Source organism: Phenylobacterium sp. LjRoot219, assembly GCF_964252995.1.
In the GTDB taxonomy this organism is placed as follows: domain Bacteria; phylum Pseudomonadota; class Alphaproteobacteria; order Caulobacterales; family Caulobacteraceae; genus Phenylobacterium.
On the sequence record NZ_CAXUQI020000001.1, the window covers coordinates 1,998,285 to 2,015,006 of the forward strand.

The window sequence follows — 16,722 nt, forward strand, 5'->3', positions numbered from 1 at the left end:
GCGGTCGGGCGCTCGGGATCAAGCCGCGAATTGCCCCAGCGGCAGGATAAGGCCGCGCGCATCACGCCGTGTGTCCAATCTTTTCAAGCGCGAGGCCGCTCTGTACCTTCCGCAATAATCAGAAAAGCCGGACCGGTCCGGGGAGGTATTTCACCGTGACGCGTAGGTTCGACCCGAAACTGGCGCAGAGCACCGTGTTCGACGCGCTCGTCGACGCCAGCCGCCAGTACGGCCGCCAGAAACCGATCCTGGAGGACCAGGAGCGCAAGCCGCTGTCCTACGAGGCGCTGATACGTGCGGCCTTCGCGCTTGGCCGCAAGCTCTCTGCGCTCACCGAGCCGGGCGAGCATGTCGGGGTCATGCTGCCGTCCAGCAATGCAGCGGTGGTCACCTTCTTCGCCCTGCACGCCTTCGGCCGCGTGCCGACCATGCTCAATTTCACGGCCGGGCTGCGCAACCTTCGCGCCGCTTGCGAGCTTGCCGGCGTCAAGCGGGTGCTGACCTCCCATCGGTTCGTCGAGCAGGCCAAGCTGCACGACGTGGTCGACGCGCTCGAGCCGCTGGCGGCGATCACCTATCTGGAGGACGTCCGCCGCAGCGTGAACACAGCCGACAAGCTGTTCGCGCTGACCGCCGCGGCCTTTCCCAAGCGATTCCGGACGCGCACCCGGCCGAGCGATCCCGGCGTCATCCTGTTCACCTCCGGCAGCTTCGGCGCGCCGCGCGGCGTGGTGCTGACCCAGTCGAACCTGGTGGCCAACGCCCGGCAGGTGGCGACCCACATCGAGCTCGATCCGTCCTGGGGGTTCTTCAATCCCCTGCCCGTCTTCCACTGTTTCGGCCTGACCGGCGGGGTGCTGCTGCCGTTGCTGAGCGGGCTGAAGACCTTCCAATACCCCTCGCCGCTGCACACCAAGCAGATCCCGCCGCTGATCAAGGACTCCGGCGCGGCGGTGCTGCTGGCGACCGACACCTTCGTCAACCAGTACGCCCGCGCCGCCGCCCCGGGCGAATTGTCGGGCCTGAAGTTCATCGTCTGCGGCGCCGAGAAGGTGCGCGACGAGACGCACAACCTGATCGCCGAGCGGTTCGGCCCGATCCCGGTGCTGGAGGGCTATGGCGCGACCGAAGCCTCGCCGGTGATCGCGGTGAACAAACCCGACGACAATCGCCGTGGGACCGTCGGCGGCCTGTTGCCGGGCGTCGAGACGCGCACCGAGGTGGTCGACGGCATTCCTGGCGGCGGGCGGCTGTTTGTCCGCGGCCCAAACGTCATGGCTGGTTACCTCGCCCCGGGCGGCGGGCTGGAGGCCCCGGTCGACGGCTGGCACGACACCGGTGACGTGGTCGCGGTCAGCGACGACGGCTGGGTGAAGATCCTCGGGCGGGTGAAGCGCTTCGCCAAGATCGGCGGCGAGATGGTCTCGCTGACCGCCGCCGAAGACCTCGCTGCGGGCGTGTGGCCGGAGTTCCGCCACGCCGTGGTCGCGGTCGCCGATCCGAAGAAGGGCGAGCGGCTGATCCTGGTCACCGACCGCAGCGGCGCCGAATCGGCCCCGCTGCTGGCGCACGCCAAGAAGGTCGGCGCGCCGGAGCTGCTGGCGCCCAAGCGGATCATCCACGTGCCGGAGATCCCGCTCCTCGGCACCGGCAAGACCGACTACCCGGCGCTCGAGCGAATCGTCGAGGCCGAGCTGCGCCGGGTGGCCTGACCCAAAACGGGCGACTCGGAGTTAAGCTTCAGCGTTGGCGGAGCTGTGGGCTCTGCAACGATGGAGCGAAACATGCCGAAACTGACGGCTTGGTCGCCGCAGGTGCTGAGCATCCTGCGGATCGTCACCGCCCTGCTGTTCATGGAGCACGGGCTGATGAAGCTGTTCGAGTTCCCGGGCCCGCAGCCAGGCGCCCCAGACCCGTTGCCGCCGATGTTGCTGGCGGCCGCCTGGATCGAGGTGGTCGGCGGCGGGCTGATCGCGCTCGGCCTGTTCACCCGCGCCGCCGCCTTCGTCTGCTCGGGCCAGATGGCGGCGGCCTATTTCATCGCCCACGCCTCGCAGGGCTTCTGGCCGGCGCTGAACGGCGGCGACGGGGCCATCCTGTTCTGCTTCGTCTTCCTCTACCTGGTGTTCGCTGGCGGCGGCGCTTGGAGCCTGGACCGGGCGGTGAGGAAGGCGGACTGAGAGCGAAACGCCCCCTCAGTCAGCTTCGCTGACAGCTCCCCCGCATGCGGGGGAGCAGCTCGGGCGCCGCTCCTCCCCTGCGAAGCGGGGGAGGTGGATCGGCGCACAGCGACGAGCCGGAGGGGGCGTTCGCCCCCATCCTACATGTGCAGGACGCGGCCGTAGGCGTCGAGCGAGGCCTCGTGCATGGCTTCGCTCATCGTCGGGTGCGGGAAGACCGTGGCCTGCAGTTCGGCCTCGGTGGCCTCCAGGGTCATCGCCAGGGTGAAGCCCTGGATCATTTCGGTGACCTCGGCGCCGATCATGTGCGCGCCGATCAGCGCGCCGGTCTTGCCGTCGAAGATGGTCTTCACGAAGCCTTCCATCTCGCCCGAGGCGATGGCCTTGCCGTTCACCTTGAAGGGGAAGCGGCCGACCTTGATCTCGCGCCCCTGCTCCTTGGCCTGGGCCTCGGTCACGCCGACCGAGGCGATCTGCGGGTTGGAATAGGTGCAGCCCGGGATCGGCGAGTTGACGTTCACCGGCTTCAGCCCGGCGATGTGCTCGATGCAGTGGATGCCTTCGTGGCTAGCCTTGTGCGCCAGCCAGGGCGGACCGGCGAGATCGCCGATCGCATAGAGGCCGGGCACGCCCGTGCCGCCGTGGGAGTCGGTGACGACGTGGGTCTTCTCGACCTTCACGCCGAGCGCCTCCAGCCCGAGGTCCTCGACGTTGCCGACGATGCCGACCGCGACGATGGCCACCTCGGCCTCCAGGGTCTCGGCCTTGCCGCCGACTTCGATGTCGATGGCGACGCCGGTCTTCGACTTGCTGAGCTTCTTGACGGTGGCCGGCACGCGGAACTTCAGGCCGCGCTTCTCGAACGCCTTCTTGGCGGCGGCGGAGACTTCCTCGTCCTCGACCGGCACGATGCGCGGCAGCGCTTCGACGACCGTCACCTCGGCGCCGAGCGCGCGATAGAAGCTGGCGAACTCGATGCCGATGGCGCCCGAGCCGATAACGATCAGCGACTTCGGCGCAGCCTTCGGCACCATCGCCTCACGGTAGGTCCAGACCCGGTCGCCGTCCGGCTCCAGGCCGATCTCCGGAATGGTCCGGGCGCGCGCGCCGGTGGCCAGGATGACGTGCTTGGCCTGGACGGTGCGTTCGCCGCCGGCCTTCAGGGCGATGACCGCCTTGGGCGCGCCCTCGCCCGTCTCCAGCCGCGCGGAGCCTTCGATCACCTCGATCTTGTGCTTCTTCATCAGGTAGCCGACGCCGGCGTTCAGCTGGGCGGACACCTTGCGCGAGCGCTCGACCACCTTGGTGAGGTCAAAGGCGCGCTTCTCGACCGACAGGCCGTAGTCGGCCAGATGGTCGAGGGTCTCGTAGACCTCGCCGGACTTCAGCAGCGCCTTGGTCGGGATGCAGCCCCAGTTGAGGCAGACGCCGCCCAGGGCCTCGCGCTCGACGATGGCCGCCTTCAGGCCCAGCTGCGCTGCACGGATCGCCGTCACATAGCCGCCAGGGCCCGCGCCAATCACCAGAACGTCGAAGTCGGTCGCCATACTCTGCTCCGCTCGCCCGGCGCGAGGCCGGGCTCCATACTGAATCGTCGTGTAAAGCCCCGCTCGGCGCAGGGCGGCGGGTTCCTGATCAGACGATCATGGTGATGGGGTCTTCGATCAGACCCTTGAACGCCTCGATCCAACGGGCGCCGACGGCCCCGTCCACCACCCGGTGGTCGCAGGTGAGCGTGACGGTCATCACCGTGGCGATCGCCAGCTGATCGCCGCGCACCACCGGCCGCTTTTCGCCAGCGCCGACCGACAGGATGCAGCCCTGCGGCGGGTTGATGATCGAGCCGAACGACTTGATGCCGAACATGCCGAGGTTGGAGACCGAGAAGGTGCCGCCCATGAACTCCTCGGGCTTCAGCTTCATGGTCCGCGCGCGTTCGGCCAGGTCCTTCGCCTCGACGGCGATCTCGGCGACGCTCTTGAGCTCGGCCTTGCGGATGATCGGGGTGATCAGACCGCCTTCGATCGCCACGGCCATCGAGATGTCGGCGTTGTGGTGGTAGGCGATGCCCTCCGGGCTGAACGAGGCGTTGGCGTCCGGCACCCGCTTCAGGGCGATCGCGCAGGCCTTCATGACCAGGTCGTTGACGCTGACCTTCACGCCCTGCTTGGCGAGCGAGGTGTTGATCTTCGCCCGCGCCTCCAGCAGCGCGTCGATCTCCAGGTCGACGGTCAGCGGGAAGTGCGGGATGTCGCGGAACGACTCAGACAGGCGACGCGCGACGGTCTTGCGCATCATGTTCAGCGGCTTGAGGTCGTAGCTGCCGGCCGGGATGCCCAGTTGCTCGATCGACGACGTGCCGGGCTTCGCCGCCGGGGCGGCGGCGGGCGCAGCCGCGGGCTTGGCGGCCGGAGCGGCTGCAGCCGCAGGAGCCGGAGCGGCGGCCGGCTTCGGCGCAGCGGCGGCCGGCTTGCCGGCTTCCAGATCGCCGGCGACGACACGGCCGTGCGGGCCCGAGCCCTGCACGGCGGCGAGATCCACGCCCTGCTGCTCGGCGAGGCGACGGGCCAGCGGCGAGGCGAACACGCGATCACCGGTCGCGGCGGCGGCCGGGGCCGCAGCGGCGGCTGCGGGAGCAGGCGCTGCCGCCGGCTGAGCGGCCGGCGCAGGCGCGGCCTTGGCTTCCGGCGCGGCGGCCTTCGGCGCCGGCGCGGGCTGGGCGCCCTCCTCCGCCAGGCGAGCGATCGGGGTGTTGACCTTCACGCCTTGCGAGCCTTCCGCCACCAGGATCGCCTCGACCTTGCCTTCGTCCACCGCTTCAACCTCCATCGTCGCCTTATCCGTCTCGATCTCGGCGATCACGTCGCCGGACTTGACCATGTCGCCGACTTTCACGTGCCATTTGGCGAGCGTGCCTTCCTGCATCGTGGGCGACAGCGCGGGCATCAGGACGTCGGTCGTCATGGGAACTTTCTCAGGCGTTGGTCAGGGCTGCGACAAAGACGCAGCCTTTGCGCGCGTCTTGCGCCAAGCTCGGGCGGTCGTCAAAGGGCATGGGCGCGGAAGCCGTCATCCCGGCTCCTTGGACAGGTGGGCCAGGGAGCCCGCATGGGCCTCCCAGTTCTGGCCGTCGAACGCCTCGACCTGCAGGGCGACGCCGTCGAGACTGTCGAGGCAGCGGGCGTTGACGCTCCAGCCGTCAGGGTTCGAGCGCGGGCGATAGAAGCTCTTCACCCCGCATTCGGCGCAGAACAGGTGCTTCGCCACGCGGGTGTTGAAGGTGTACTCCGACAGCCGCTCGGCGCCCTTGGTCAGCCGGAACCGGCTCTCCGGCACGATCAGGTGCACGAAGCCGGTCTTGGCGCACATCGAGCAGTTGCAGGTCTGCGCCTCCACCTCAGGCGGCAAGGCGACCTCAAAGCGGACCCCGCCGCAATGACAGCCGCCCGCGCGCCAGGTGAAGGCGTCGACGCTCACTTGTAGCTCACCGCCTTGGCGGCCTGGACGATCCGCTCCACCGACGGCAGAGACAGGGCTTCCAGATTGGCCGCGTAGGGCAAGGGCACATCCGCCTGGGTGACCCGCGCCGGTGGGGCGTCCAGGTAGTCGAAGGCGTGCTCGATCACCCGGGCGGCGATCTCGGCGCCGACGCCCATCGGGCTCCAGCTCTCCTCGACGGTCACCAGCCGGTTGGTCTTCTTGACGCTGGCGACGACGGTCTCGTGGTCCATCGGCCGGATGGTCCGCAGGTCGACGACCTCCGCCTCGATGCCTTCCTTGGCGAGCAGCTCGGCCGCCTCGAGAGCGAAGCCGACCATCCGCGAATAGGCGACGATGGTGACGCCGGTCCCTTCGCGACGGACCTTGGCCTTGCCGATCGGCAGCACCCAGTCGATGCCCTCGGGGACCTCGAACTCCTGGCCGTAGAGCATCTCGTGCTCGAGGAAGACCACCGGGTTCGGGTCGCGGATCGCGGCCTTCAGTAGGCCCTTGGCGTCGGCCGCGTCATACGGCGCGATCACCTTCAGGCCCGGCACGTGGCCGTACCACGAGGCGTAGTCCTGGCTGTGCTGGGCGGCGACGCGCGAGGCCGCGCCGTTCGGGCCGCGGAACACGATCGATGTCTTTAGCTGGCCGCCCGACATGTAGAGCGTCTTGGCCGCCGAATTGATGATGTGGTCGATCGCCTGCATGGCGAAGTTGAAGGTCATGAACTCGACGATGGGCTTCAGGCCGGCCATCGCCGCGCCGACGCCGAGGCCAGCGAAGCCATACTCGGTGATCGGCGTGTCGATCACGCGACGCTCGCCGAACTCCTGCAGCAGGTCGCGGCTGACCTTGTAGGCGCCCTGGTACTGAGCGACTTCCTCGCCCATCAGGAAGACGTCGCCGTCGCGGCGCATCTCCTCGGCCATGGCGTCGCGAAGCGCGTCGCGGACCGTCTGGCGGATCACATTGGTCCCGGCCGGAAGCTCGGGATCCTTCAGCGACTCTTGCGGGGTGACCGCCGCCGGGCCCTCGCCCTCGGGGCGGCCCTTGGCCTCGGACGGTCCCTTCTTCTCCTCGTCGCCGGCCGGCGCCTTGGCGACCGGCTGTTGCGAAACGGCGTCGATCTGCTGGGCGGGCGCGGCGGCGGAAGGCGCTTGTCCGTTCTCGCCGGCGAGCCGGGCGATCGGCGTGTTGACCTTCACTTCCTGCGCGCCTTCCGGCACGAGGATGGCCTCGACGACGCCTTCATCCACCGCTTCGACCTCCATCGTCGCCTTGTCGGTTTCGATCTCGGCGATCACGTCGCCGCTCTTCACCGTGTCGCCTACCTTCACGTGCCACTTGGCCAGCGTGCCTTCCTGCATGGTCGGCGACAGCGCGGGCATCAATACCTCAGTCACGCGCGCGCCTCCGAGTAGACGTCGGTGTACAGCTCCGACGGGTCGGGTTCCGGCGAGGTGCGGGCGAACTCCGCCGCGTCGGCGACGATGCGCTTCACATCGGCGTCGATGCCCTTGAGCGTCGCCTCGTCGGCCCAGCCCTTCTTCTCGAGCAGTTCCTCGAGGTGGTCGATCGGGTCGCGGGTTTTGCGAATTTCGTCGACCTCGTCGCGCGTGCGGTATTTGGCCGGGTCGCTCATCGAGTGACCGCGGTAGCGGTAGGTCTTCATCTCGAGGATGTAGGGGCCCTGGCCGGTGCGCGCATGCTCGGCGGCCTTGCTCGCCGCGGCCTGCACCGCCAGCACGTCCATGCCGTCGACTTCCTCGCCCGGGATGCGGAACGAGGCGCCGCGCTTGTAGAGCTGCGTTTCGGACGAGGACCGCTCGATCGAGGTGCCCATGGCGTACTGGTTGTTCTCGATGACGAACACGACCGGCAGCTTCCAGATCGCGGCCATATTGAAGGCCTCGTAGACCTGGCCCTGGTTGGCGGCGCCGTCGCCGAAGTAGGTGAAGCTGACCTTGCCGTTGTCGCGGTAGCGGTTGGCGAACGCCAGGCCGACGCCGAGCGGCACCTGGGCGCCGACGATGCCGTGGCCGCCGTAGAAGTTGGCCTCGGTCGAGAACATGTGCATCGACCCGCCCTTGCCGCGCGACGAGCCGCCGGAGCGGCCAGTGAGCTCGGCCATCACTTCGCGGGGATCCATGCCGGACGCCAGCATGTGGCCGTGGTCGCGGTAGCCGGTGATCACCTGGTCGCCAGGCTGCTGGATCGACTGCACGCCGACCGCCACGGCCTCCTGGCCGATATAGAGGTGGCAGAAGCCGCCGATCAGGCCCATGCCGTAGAGCTGTCCGGCCCGCTCCTCGAAGCGGCGGATCAGCAGCATGTCGCGATAGAGCTTGAGCAGCTCTTCCTTGTCAGCGGTGGCCGCAGTCTTGCCTGCAGCCGATGGGGCGCGGGTGGTCGAAGCTTTTCGAGCCGCCGCACCGTTCACCTTGCGCCGACCGGCCGCGCCAGTCTGCCCACGCGCCATGCGTCCCTCCACTCTCTTTGAAACGCCACTGAAACCCCCAATGGGGGCCTACGGCTTCATGCGGATGACATAGTCCCTAGGGTCTGCGAAGCCTAGCAGGGAGCGCGCCCTTTCCTCCAGGAGATCAGCCGACAAGCTCTTGTCCCGGAGCAGTTTGGCGCGCACTTCGAGGTCCTGGCGCTGGGCGCGCAGGCCGGCCAGTTCGCGGGTCTTGGTGGTGAGAGTCGCGCTGCGCTGACCGGAGGTCAGCAGCCCTTGGTCGCCGGTGAAGGCGTGGAAAGCAAAGTAGAAGATCAGGAACGCCAGGGCGGCGGTCGGCAGGTAGGGGCGTAGGCGGGCGAGCAACGGCGAGTCCCCAGGAAGGGCGAATCCCTCGGTAGGATGCGCCGTACTCTCGCGCCTTCGTGGTTAAGGTGCGGCTAAGGTCCGAGTTTCTACGGCGCCGCTTAAAAGCGGCCCGCAGCGGCGCAGGCGCCCCTTCGTCAGGCGCCGGCGCCCATGGTTTCAGCGAATTTCCGCCGCAACGCGGGGTGCAAGGCCCCGCGCGGCGGCGAATCTCCGGATCAGATGCGCTGCTTGAGCGCCTTCTTGCCGAGGTAGATGGCCTGGTCGCCCAGCTCTTCCTCGATGCGCAGCAGCTGGTTGTACTTCGCCGTGCGGTCCGAACGGGCCAGCGAGCCGGTCTTGATCTGACCGCAGTTGGTGGCGACCGCGAGGTCGGCGATGGTCGAGTCCTCGGTCTCGCCCGAACGGTGGCTCATGACGGCGGTGTAGCCGGCGCGGTGGGCCATATCGACGGCGTCCAGCGTCTCCGACAGGCTGCCGATCTGGTTGACCTTCACCAGGATCGAGTTGGCCAGGCCGGCCTCGATGCCTTCGGCCAGGCGCGCCGGGTTGGTCACGAACAGGTCGTCGCCGACCAGTTGCACCTTGTTGCCCAGGCGCTCGGTGAGCAGCTTCCAGCCCTCGAAGTCGTCCTCGGCGCAGCCGTCCTCGATGGTGATGATCGGGAACTTGGCCACCAGGCCGGCCAGGTAGTCGACCATGCCGCCGGCGTCGAAGGTCTTGCCCTCGCCTTCGAGCACGTACTTGCCGCCCTTGAAGAATTCGGTGGAAGCGACGTCCAGGCCCAGCAGGAAGTCGTCGCCGGCCTTGTAGCCGGCCGCCTCGCCCGCCTTGACGATGAAGGCCAGCGCCTCTTCGGCGCTCTTCAGGTTCGGCGCGAAGCCGCCTTCGTCGCCGACGTTGGTGTTGTGATGGGCGTCGTGCAGCGCCTTCTTCAGGCCGTGGAAGATCTCCGCGCCCATCCGCAGGCCTTCGGCGAAGGTCGCGGCCCCGGTCGGCAGGATCATGAACTCCTGGATGTCGATCGGATTGTCGGCGTGGGCGCCGCCGTTGATGATGTTCATCATCGGCACCGGCAGCACGCGGGCGGAGACGCCGCCGACGTACTTGTAGAGCGGCAGGGCCGCCGAGCTTGCGGCGGCCTTGGCGACGGCCAGGCTGACGCCGAGGATGGCGTTGGCGCCCAGGCGGCTCTTGTTCGGCGTGCCGTCGAGCTCGATCAGCAGCTTGTCGACGCGGCGCTGGTCTTCGGCGTCATTGCCGGCCAGGGCGTCGTAGATCTCGCCGTTCACGGCGTCGACGGCCTGGCGGACGCCCTTGCCGAGGTAGCGGCTCTTGTCGCCGTCGCGCTTCTCGACCGCCTCGTGGGCGCCGGTGGAGGCGCCCGACGGCACCGCCGCGCGGCCCATCGAGCCGTCTTCCAGGACCACGTCGACCTCGACGGTCGGATTGCCGCGGCTGTCCAGGATCTCGCGGGCGTTGATGTCGACGATCTCGGTCATCGGGTCCTCGTGCGTTTTTTTAAGCGTGCAGCGGCTTAACGACCCGCTGGCCCGCAAACAACCCTGGAAGCGTGACGGTCAAGCTGGGCGGGGCGCGAACGTCCTTGGTCACGCTCTTCCCCGCGAAAGCGGGGATCCAGGCGTTTTGCGTTGCGACTTCCGCCGGCCCATAGACGGGAAAAGCCTGGGCCCCCGCCTTCGCGGGGGTGAGCGGAGGGAGTTTTGCCGGCCCGCCACGAATCAAAACGCCGGCCGCATGGCGCGACCGGCGTCGACAGCTCAGCAGAGCTGGAAGGCTTTTAGTCTTCCTTCGGCGTCAGGACCTGGCGGCCCTTGTACATGCCGGTCTTCAGGTCGACGTGGTGCGGACGCTTCAGCTCGCCGGTTTCCTTGTCCTCGACGAAGGAGTTCGGGCCCAGGGCGTGGTGCGACCGGCGCATGTTCCGCCGGGACGGCGAGGTTTTTCGCTTAGGAACGGCCATTGGAAATCTCGGCAGGCATGAAAACTATGACGGCGGCCAATCGGCCGCCGATGTGAGCGGCGGTGTATGCCTCAAGAGTCGCGCAGGATCAAGCCGTGAACGACCCTCTCCCGCGAACCCTCGCCCGCTATGCGGGAACTCCCCCTGGGGGGAGCCTCGGCCGCCCTACACCAGGCGGCTGCGCTCCTTGGCGGCGCCGACGAAGCTGGCGAACAGCGGGTGCGGCTCGAACGGCCGGCTCTTCAGCTCCGGGTGGAACTGCACGCCGACGAACCACGGGTGGTCCTGCCGCTCGCAGATCTCCGGCAGCAGGCCGTCCGGCGACAGGCCGGTGAACTTGAGGCCGGTGGCCTCGATCCGTTCACGGTAGCCGATGTTCACTTCGTAGCGGTGACGGTGACGCTCGGAGATGGTCTCGCCGCCGTAGATTTCGGCCACGCGCGACCCCGGCAGCAGCGTGGCGTCATAAGCCCCGCAGCGCATGGTGCCGCCCAGCTCGCCGCCCGCGGCGCGGGTTTCCTTCTCGTTGCCGCGCACCCACTCGGTCATCAGGCCGACGATCGGCTCCGACGTCGGACCGAACTCGGTGGACGAGGCCTGATGGATGCCGGCCAGGTTTCGCGCCGCCTCGATCATCGCCATCTGCATGCCGAAGCAGATGCCGAAGTACGGGATGGCGTGCTCGCGGGCGAAGCGCACCGCGCGAATCATCCCCTCGGAGCCGCGTTCGCCGAAGGCGCCCGGCACCAGGACGCCGTGCACCGAGGCCAGGCGCACCCCGATCAGCTCTTCGTCCTCCTCGAAGGCTTCGCCCTCGATCCAGTCGAAGCGGACGCGCACGTTGTTGGCCACGCCGCCGTGCACCAGCGCTTCGACCAGCGACTTATAGGCGTCGGTCAGGCCGGTGTACTTGCCGACGATGGCGATGTTCACCTCACCGTCGGGGTGGCTCAGCGTATGGCTGATGTTCTGCCAACGGCTCAGGTCCGGCTTCGGCGCGTCGTGGATGCCGAAGACGTCGAGCACTTCAGTGTCCAGGCCCTGTTCGTGGTAGTCGAGCGGGACGTGGTAGATGTTGGCGCTGTCCAGCGCCTGGATGACCGCGCTCGGCCGCACGTTGCAGAACTGCGCGATCTTGCGCCGCTCGCCTTCCGGGATCGGCTGCTCCGCCCGGCACATCAGGATGTCCGGCTGGATGCCGATCGAGCGCAGCTCCTTCACCGAGTGCTGCGTCGGCTTGGTCTTCATCTCGCCGGCCGTCTTGATGTACGGCAGCAGCGTCAGGTGGATGTAGCAGGCGTGGCCGCGCGGCAGTTCCTGGCCGAGCTGGCGGATCGCCTCGAAGAACGGCAGGCCCTCGATGTCGCCGACCGTGCCGCCAACTTCCACCAGCACGAAGTCCACGCCCTCGCCCGGATCGGACAGGACGAAGTCTTTGATCTCGCCGGTGACGTGCGGGATCACCTGGACCGTCGCACCGAGATAGTCGCCGCGGCGCTCTTTCTCGATGATGGTCTTGTAGATCTGACCGGTCGTGATGTTGTCGCGGCGCGTCGCGTTGACGCCCGTGAAGCGCTCGTAGTGCCCGAGGTCGAGGTCGGTCTCAGCGCCGTCGTCGGTCACGAAGACCTCGCCGTGCTGATAGGGACTCATCGTCCCCGGATCGACGTTCAGATACGGGTCGAGCTTACGGAGGCGGACCTTGTAGCCTCGGGCCTGCAAAAGCGCGCCGAGCGCGGCGGACGCGAGACCTTTGCCAAGGGAAGAGACCACGCCGCCGGTGATGAAGATGTACCGGGCCATGGGCGCTCAGATTAATCGAACTGGTCGTGATTCGCCGCTCTGCGGCGGGCGATGAGCGCCTTCGTCCACGGCTTAATTCGCCGGGGCCGGCGCCGGGGCGGGCGCGGGAGCCGCGGCGCCTTGGCCGGTGAAGGGGTCGTGCATGGTCGGACGCGGCGCTTGCAGCGGCGCGGGCGCGGTCGGCTGGGCGGTCCCCGCCGGGGCCTGCGGCGCCGGCTGATTGAGGGTGCTGGGGTCGATCGCGTCGATGTTCAGCCGGTCGACGACCGAGGAGGCGCCGGCCTGTCGGCCAGACAGCACGGTGAGCACCAAGGCGATGACGAAGAAGGACGAGCCCAGGATCCAGGTGGTCCGGGTGAGCAGGTCCCCTGCCCCACGCGCGGTCATGAAGCCCGAGGGGCCGCCGCCCATGCCGAGCGCGCCGCCTTCGGAGCGCTGCAGCAGGACCACGATCGTCAAGGCGATGCCGATGAGGATCTCAACGACGAGCAGAAGATTGAGCAGCATGCGTGATCAGCATCCGGTGCGCTCGGGCGGTCACACCGCGCCGAAATGAAGCGCGCGCTCTATCACTGCGCGCGCGGCAGCGCCATACCTAGGTGGTCGCAGCCGCGTCGCAAGCGATGATTCCGGACCCAAAACGACTTCCCATCCTCGAGACCGAGCGACTACGCCTCCAGCCCCTGGCGGCGGCGGACGTTGCTGCGCTGATTCCGTTGATGGATGACCGGGAGGTGATGGCCTACTGGGACGTGCCGGTGATCGAAGAGCCGGCGCTGGTCGCCACGATCGCCGAGCACCAGATCGCCGCGATGGCCGCCGGACAGGCGCTGCACTGGACGTTGCGGGGCTTGGCGGACGACGCCTTTCTCGGCTGCTGCAGCCTCTCGGACATCGACCGCTGGCACAAGCGGGCCGAGGTCGGCTTCGTGCTCGGGCGCGACGCCTGGGGCCGGGGCTATGCGCTGGAGGCGATGCAAGCGGTCGTCGCCTACGCCGCGACCAGCGGGCTGCGCAAGCTCGGCGCGCGCACCCACCTCGGCAACCGTCGCTCCGACACCCTGTTGGAAAAGCTCGGCTTCAAACAGGAAGGCCTGCTGCGCGGCTACGTGCTGCGCGACGGCGAACGCCGCGACTGCCGGCTGTTCGGGCTGTTGCTCTGAGCGCCGACCTTCCGCCGCTCGTCGCCGCGAAAGCGGGGATCCAGGCGTCTTATTTGTGACTTTGCATCCTGCCCGCCTGGGCGAGAAAAAGCCTGGGTCCCCGCGTTCGTGGGGATGACCGGTGTAGGAGTGGACCGATGACCCATCCCATCCGCCTCCAGGGCTTCGACCACATCGTGTTGCGGATCGGCGACAAGCCGCGAATGGTCGGCTTCTACGTCGACGTGCTGGGCTGTTCGGTGGATCGGGACCGGCCGGAGTTGGGGCTGACCCACCTGCGGGCCGGCCGCGATCTGATCGACCTGGTCACCCTCGACGGACCGCTTGGACGGATGGGTGGCGAGGGGCCGGGGATCGAAGGTCGCAACCTCGACCATTTCTGCCTACAGGTCGCGCCGTTCGACGAGGCGGCCATTCGCGCGCACCTCGCCCGGCACGGCGTTGCGGTGACGGAGGCCGGCCCGCGCTACGGCGCCCAAGGCGAAGGGCCCTCGATCTATCTGCAGGATCCGGAAGGCAACACGATCGAACTGAAAGGCCCGCCCGGGGCCTGACGTCGCGCAACGGCGGCCTCGGGGATCCTTTAGTGGCCGCCGCCCATCTGCATGCCGCCTTTCGGCCGTGGCGCGAGCCAGACGACGGTTCCCGCCAGCAGGAACAGCACCGTGGCCATCAGGAACAGGTGGTTGGTGGCCAGCATCGTCGCCTGGACCTGAACCAGCTGGTCGATCAGCCCCCTCGCCTGCTCCGCCGGCACGCCGCGGTCGCCAAGCGCCTGCACGGTCCCGGGCACGTCGTTGAGATGTCCGACCAGCAGGCCGCGCTTCTCGGTCGCCGTGTTCTCCCAGGTGGTGGTCATGATCGAGGTGGCGAACGCGCCGGCGCAGGTGCGCAGGAAGTTCGACAGCCCCGCCGCCGAGGCGGTCTCCTCCGGCCGCACGGACGACAGGGTCAGCGCGGTGATCGGCACCATGAAGAAGGGCAGGAAGAAGCCCTGCACCAGGAAGGGCGCGGCGATCCCCCAGAAAGTCACGTCGGTGGTGAAGTGGCCGCGCCATAACGACACCAGGCTCAGGCCGATGATCCCGAAGGTGACCAGCCGCCGCGGGTCGACCTTGGCCCCCAGCATCTTGGCGACGAACGGCGACATCATCACCGCCAGCACGCCGTTGAAGGCGCTGGCGTAGCCGGCCCAGGTGGCGGTGTAGCCGAGACTGGTCTGTAGCCAGAGCGGGATCAGCACGACCGTCGAGAAGAAGGTCCCGAACACCAGACTGAGCGTGAGCACGCCGGCGGTGAAGCCGCGGTGGCGGAAGATCCTCAGGTCGACGATCGGGTTCTCGGACGTCAGCTCCCAGATCAGGAAGCAGGCGAAGCCGATCGCGGCGACGATCGCGAGGCCGACGATGGTGCTGGATTCGAACCACTCCAGCTCCTTGCCCTTGTCGAGCATGATCTGGAACGCGCCGACCCAGACGATCAACAGCAGCAGGCCGACATAGTCCACCGGCACTCGCCGGGTCGGGTTGTCATGCGCCCTCAGCATCGCCCAGGCCGCGATGACGATGCCGATCGCCACCGGGATGTTGATGAAGAAGATCCAGTGCCAGCCGATGGTGTCGGAAATCATCCCGCCTAGCAGCGGCCCGGCGATCGGGCCCACCACCAGGGTGATCGACCAGATGCCGAGCGCCTGGGCGCTCTTCTCCTTCGGGAAGATCTGCAGCAGCAGGGTCTGCGAGGTCGGCATGATCGGCCCGCCGCAGAGCCCCTGGAGCACGCGGAAGAAGACCAGCGCGCCGAAGCTGGGCGCCAGGCCGCAGGCCAGGGAGAAGATCCCGAAGCCGACCATCGAGACCATGAAGACCTTCACCCCGCCGAACCGCTGCACCAGCCAGCCGGTCAGCGGCACGGTGATCGCTTCGGCCACCGCGTAGGAGGTGATGACCCAGGTCCCCTGCGAGGGGGACACGGCCAAGCCGCCGGCGATGTGCGGCACCGAGACGTTGGCGATGGTGGTGTCCAACACCACCATGAAGTTGGCGAGGCTGAGCAGCACGGCTGCGCCCAGCAGGCGCAGCCCCGTCAGCGGCTCGGCCGACGGGCCGGGCTGGTTCATGGGACCTGGACCACCGCTTCCATCGACAGGCCGACGCGCAGCGGATGCTTCGCGAGCTCCTTCGGGTCGAGCGCAATCCGCACCGGCACCCGTTGAACCACCTTGATCCAGTTGCCGGTGGCGTTCTGCGCCGGGATCAGCGCGAAGGCCGAGCCGGAGCCGCCGCCGATGCCGACCACCTTGCCCTGGTATTTCACGCCATGTCCGTAGAGGTCGCTGGTCAGGGTGACCGGCGAGCCGACGTGGATCTTGCGCAGCTGCACTTCCTTGAAGTTCGCGTCGACGAAGGCGCTCTGCACCGGCACCACGTTCATCATCAGCGCGCCGGCCTGCACCCGCTGGCCGATCTGCACGGTCTTCTTAGTGACGATGCCGTCGACCGGCGCGCGGACGATGGTGCGCTCGAGATCGAGCTGCACCTGATGCAGCTTCGCGCGGGCCGCGGCCACTTCCGGGTTGGACTGCAGATCGGCCCCGCGCACCAGCACGGCCGCCGCCTCGCGCTGCGCGCCGGCAGCGGTGACGTTGGCGTGGGCCTGCTTCAGCGCCGCCTCGGCGGCGGTCACCGCGGCCTGGGCGGTCTGCCGCTGGTTCTGCGTCTGGGTCATCTCGTCGGCCGAGACTGCGCCGGTGCCGGCCAGGGCCCGGCGGCGGTCGTATTCGGCCTTGGCGCGGGACAGGTCGGCGCGCGCCGAGTCCAGCTGCGCCGCGGCGCGGTGCAGGTCGGAGCTGCGCGCCTCGGTCTGGGCCGCGGCGACGTCTTCGTTGGCGTAGTAGCCCTGCACCCGCCGTTCCGCCTGGCCGAGCTCGGCCTCGGCCTTAGCCAGCGCCAGCCGGTAGTCGGCCGGCTCGATCACCGCCAACACCTCGCCCTTGCGGACCAGCTGCGTTTCGCTGACGGGGGTGGCGACGATCGGACCGGCGACCTGGGCGGTCACCTGGGCGCTGTCGGCGCCGACGTAGGCGTCCTCCGTGGTGACCTTCCGGGAACCGATCAGCAGCCAGTAGGCGAACCAGAGCACTGCGATCACCAGGATCGCGGCGGCCAGAAGGCTGAACAGGCGCTTGCGCCGGGCGGCGGTCGCCTTGGCCTTGTCGGCGGGCGCGGCGTCGGACGGCTCGATGGTGGGTTCGTGCTTCATGGGTGTCCCTCGATCGAGGCG

General features: G+C 68.4%; 16 protein-coding genes. 4 read left to right on the forward strand and 12 right to left on the reverse strand.

Annotated elements, in window-relative coordinates:
* Positions 1-155: 155 nt before the first annotated feature.
* Positions 156-1,712, forward strand: coding sequence for an AMP-binding protein (locus tag ACSQ14_RS09825; RefSeq protein WP_436012155.1), 1,557 nt, complete (start codon positions 156-158; stop codon positions 1,710-1,712).
* A gap of 72 nt (positions 1,713-1,784) precedes the next feature.
* Entirely contained in the window at positions 1,785-2,180 is a 396-nt protein-coding gene (locus ACSQ14_RS09830) for a DoxX family protein (RefSeq protein WP_436012157.1), read from the forward strand.
* Positions 2,181-2,320: 140 nt separating this feature from the next.
* On the opposite strand, the gene lpdA is transcribed toward ACSQ14_RS09830, so the two are convergent.
* From lpdA to secG, 10 genes are all read right to left on the reverse strand, one after another.
* Entirely contained in the window at positions 2,321-3,727 is a 1,407-nt protein-coding gene (gene lpdA / locus ACSQ14_RS09835; protein WP_436012159.1) for a dihydrolipoyl dehydrogenase, read from the reverse strand.
* A gap of 88 nt (positions 3,728-3,815) precedes the next feature.
* A complete protein-coding gene (locus ACSQ14_RS09840; RefSeq protein WP_436012161.1) occupies positions 3,816-5,144 on the reverse strand; it encodes a pyruvate dehydrogenase complex dihydrolipoamide acetyltransferase in 1,329 nt (442 codons plus the stop codon).
* Positions 5,145-5,249: 105 nt separating this feature from the next.
* Positions 5,250-5,657 (reverse strand): GFA family protein, encoded by a 408-nt coding sequence (locus ACSQ14_RS09845; RefSeq protein ID WP_436012163.1) that lies wholly within the window; start codon positions 5,655-5,657, stop codon positions 5,250-5,252.
* The gene (locus ACSQ14_RS09850) at positions 5,654-7,069 is read right to left on the reverse strand and encodes a pyruvate dehydrogenase complex E1 component subunit beta (protein WP_436012165.1); all 1,416 of its coding nucleotides are present in this window, start codon (positions 7,067-7,069) and stop codon (positions 5,654-5,656) included. Before ACSQ14_RS09850 ends, ACSQ14_RS09845 begins: the two co-directional genes overlap by 4 nt.
* Positions 7,066-8,145 carry a pyruvate dehydrogenase (acetyl-transferring) E1 component subunit alpha gene (pdhA, locus tag ACSQ14_RS09855; RefSeq protein ID WP_436012167.1) on the reverse strand — a complete coding sequence of 360 codons (1,080 nt, stop codon included), beginning with the start codon at positions 8,143-8,145 and terminating at the stop codon, positions 7,066-7,068. The genes ACSQ14_RS09850 and pdhA overlap by 4 nt, the downstream gene beginning before the upstream one ends.
* A gap of 48 nt (positions 8,146-8,193) precedes the next feature.
* A complete protein-coding gene (locus ACSQ14_RS09860) occupies positions 8,194-8,490 on the reverse strand; it encodes an FtsB family cell division protein (RefSeq protein ID WP_436012169.1) in 297 nt (98 codons plus the stop codon).
* A 218-nt stretch (positions 8,491-8,708) separates the two neighbouring features.
* On the reverse strand, positions 8,709-9,992 hold the full coding sequence (gene eno / locus ACSQ14_RS09865) for a phosphopyruvate hydratase (protein ID WP_436012171.1): 1,284 nt from the start codon (positions 9,990-9,992) through the stop codon (positions 8,709-8,711).
* Between the two features lie 299 nt (positions 9,993-10,291).
* Positions 10,292-10,474: a 50S ribosomal protein L32 gene (gene rpmF, locus ACSQ14_RS09870; protein WP_257818058.1), complete on the reverse strand. Its 183-nt coding sequence runs from the start codon at positions 10,472-10,474 to the stop codon at positions 10,292-10,294.
* A 165-nt stretch (positions 10,475-10,639) separates the two neighbouring features.
* Entirely contained in the window at positions 10,640-12,277 is a 1,638-nt protein-coding gene (locus ACSQ14_RS09875; protein WP_436012174.1) for a CTP synthase, read from the reverse strand.
* A 72-nt stretch (positions 12,278-12,349) separates the two neighbouring features.
* Positions 12,350-12,784 carry a preprotein translocase subunit SecG gene (gene secG, locus ACSQ14_RS09880; RefSeq protein ID WP_436012176.1) on the reverse strand — a complete coding sequence of 145 codons (435 nt, stop codon included), beginning with the start codon at positions 12,782-12,784 and terminating at the stop codon, positions 12,350-12,352.
* Between the two features lie 116 nt (positions 12,785-12,900).
* Here secG and ACSQ14_RS09885 point away from each other — a divergent pair, with 116 nt between their 5' ends.
* Positions 12,901-13,440, forward strand: a complete 540-nt coding sequence (locus ACSQ14_RS09885; protein ID WP_436012178.1) for a GNAT family N-acetyltransferase — start codon at positions 12,901-12,903, stop codon at positions 13,438-13,440.
* Between the two features lie 137 nt (positions 13,441-13,577).
* Positions 13,578-13,994 carry a VOC family protein gene (locus ACSQ14_RS09890; RefSeq protein ID WP_436012180.1) on the forward strand — a complete coding sequence of 139 codons (417 nt, stop codon included), beginning with the start codon at positions 13,578-13,580 and terminating at the stop codon, positions 13,992-13,994.
* 29 nt (positions 13,995-14,023) lie between these two features.
* Here the strand turns inward: ACSQ14_RS09890 and ACSQ14_RS09895 are convergent, their stop codons facing one another.
* Together ACSQ14_RS09895 and ACSQ14_RS09900 are read right to left on the reverse strand one after the other, a co-directional pair.
* Positions 14,024-15,559, reverse strand: coding sequence for a DHA2 family efflux MFS transporter permease subunit (locus tag ACSQ14_RS09895; RefSeq protein WP_436012182.1), 1,536 nt, complete (start codon positions 15,557-15,559; stop codon positions 14,024-14,026).
* The gene (locus ACSQ14_RS09900; protein WP_436012184.1) at positions 15,556-16,701 is read right to left on the reverse strand and encodes an HlyD family secretion protein; all 1,146 of its coding nucleotides are present in this window, start codon (positions 16,699-16,701) and stop codon (positions 15,556-15,558) included. Before ACSQ14_RS09900 ends, ACSQ14_RS09895 begins: the two co-directional genes overlap by 4 nt.
* Between the last annotated feature and the right edge of the window lie 21 nt (positions 16,702-16,722).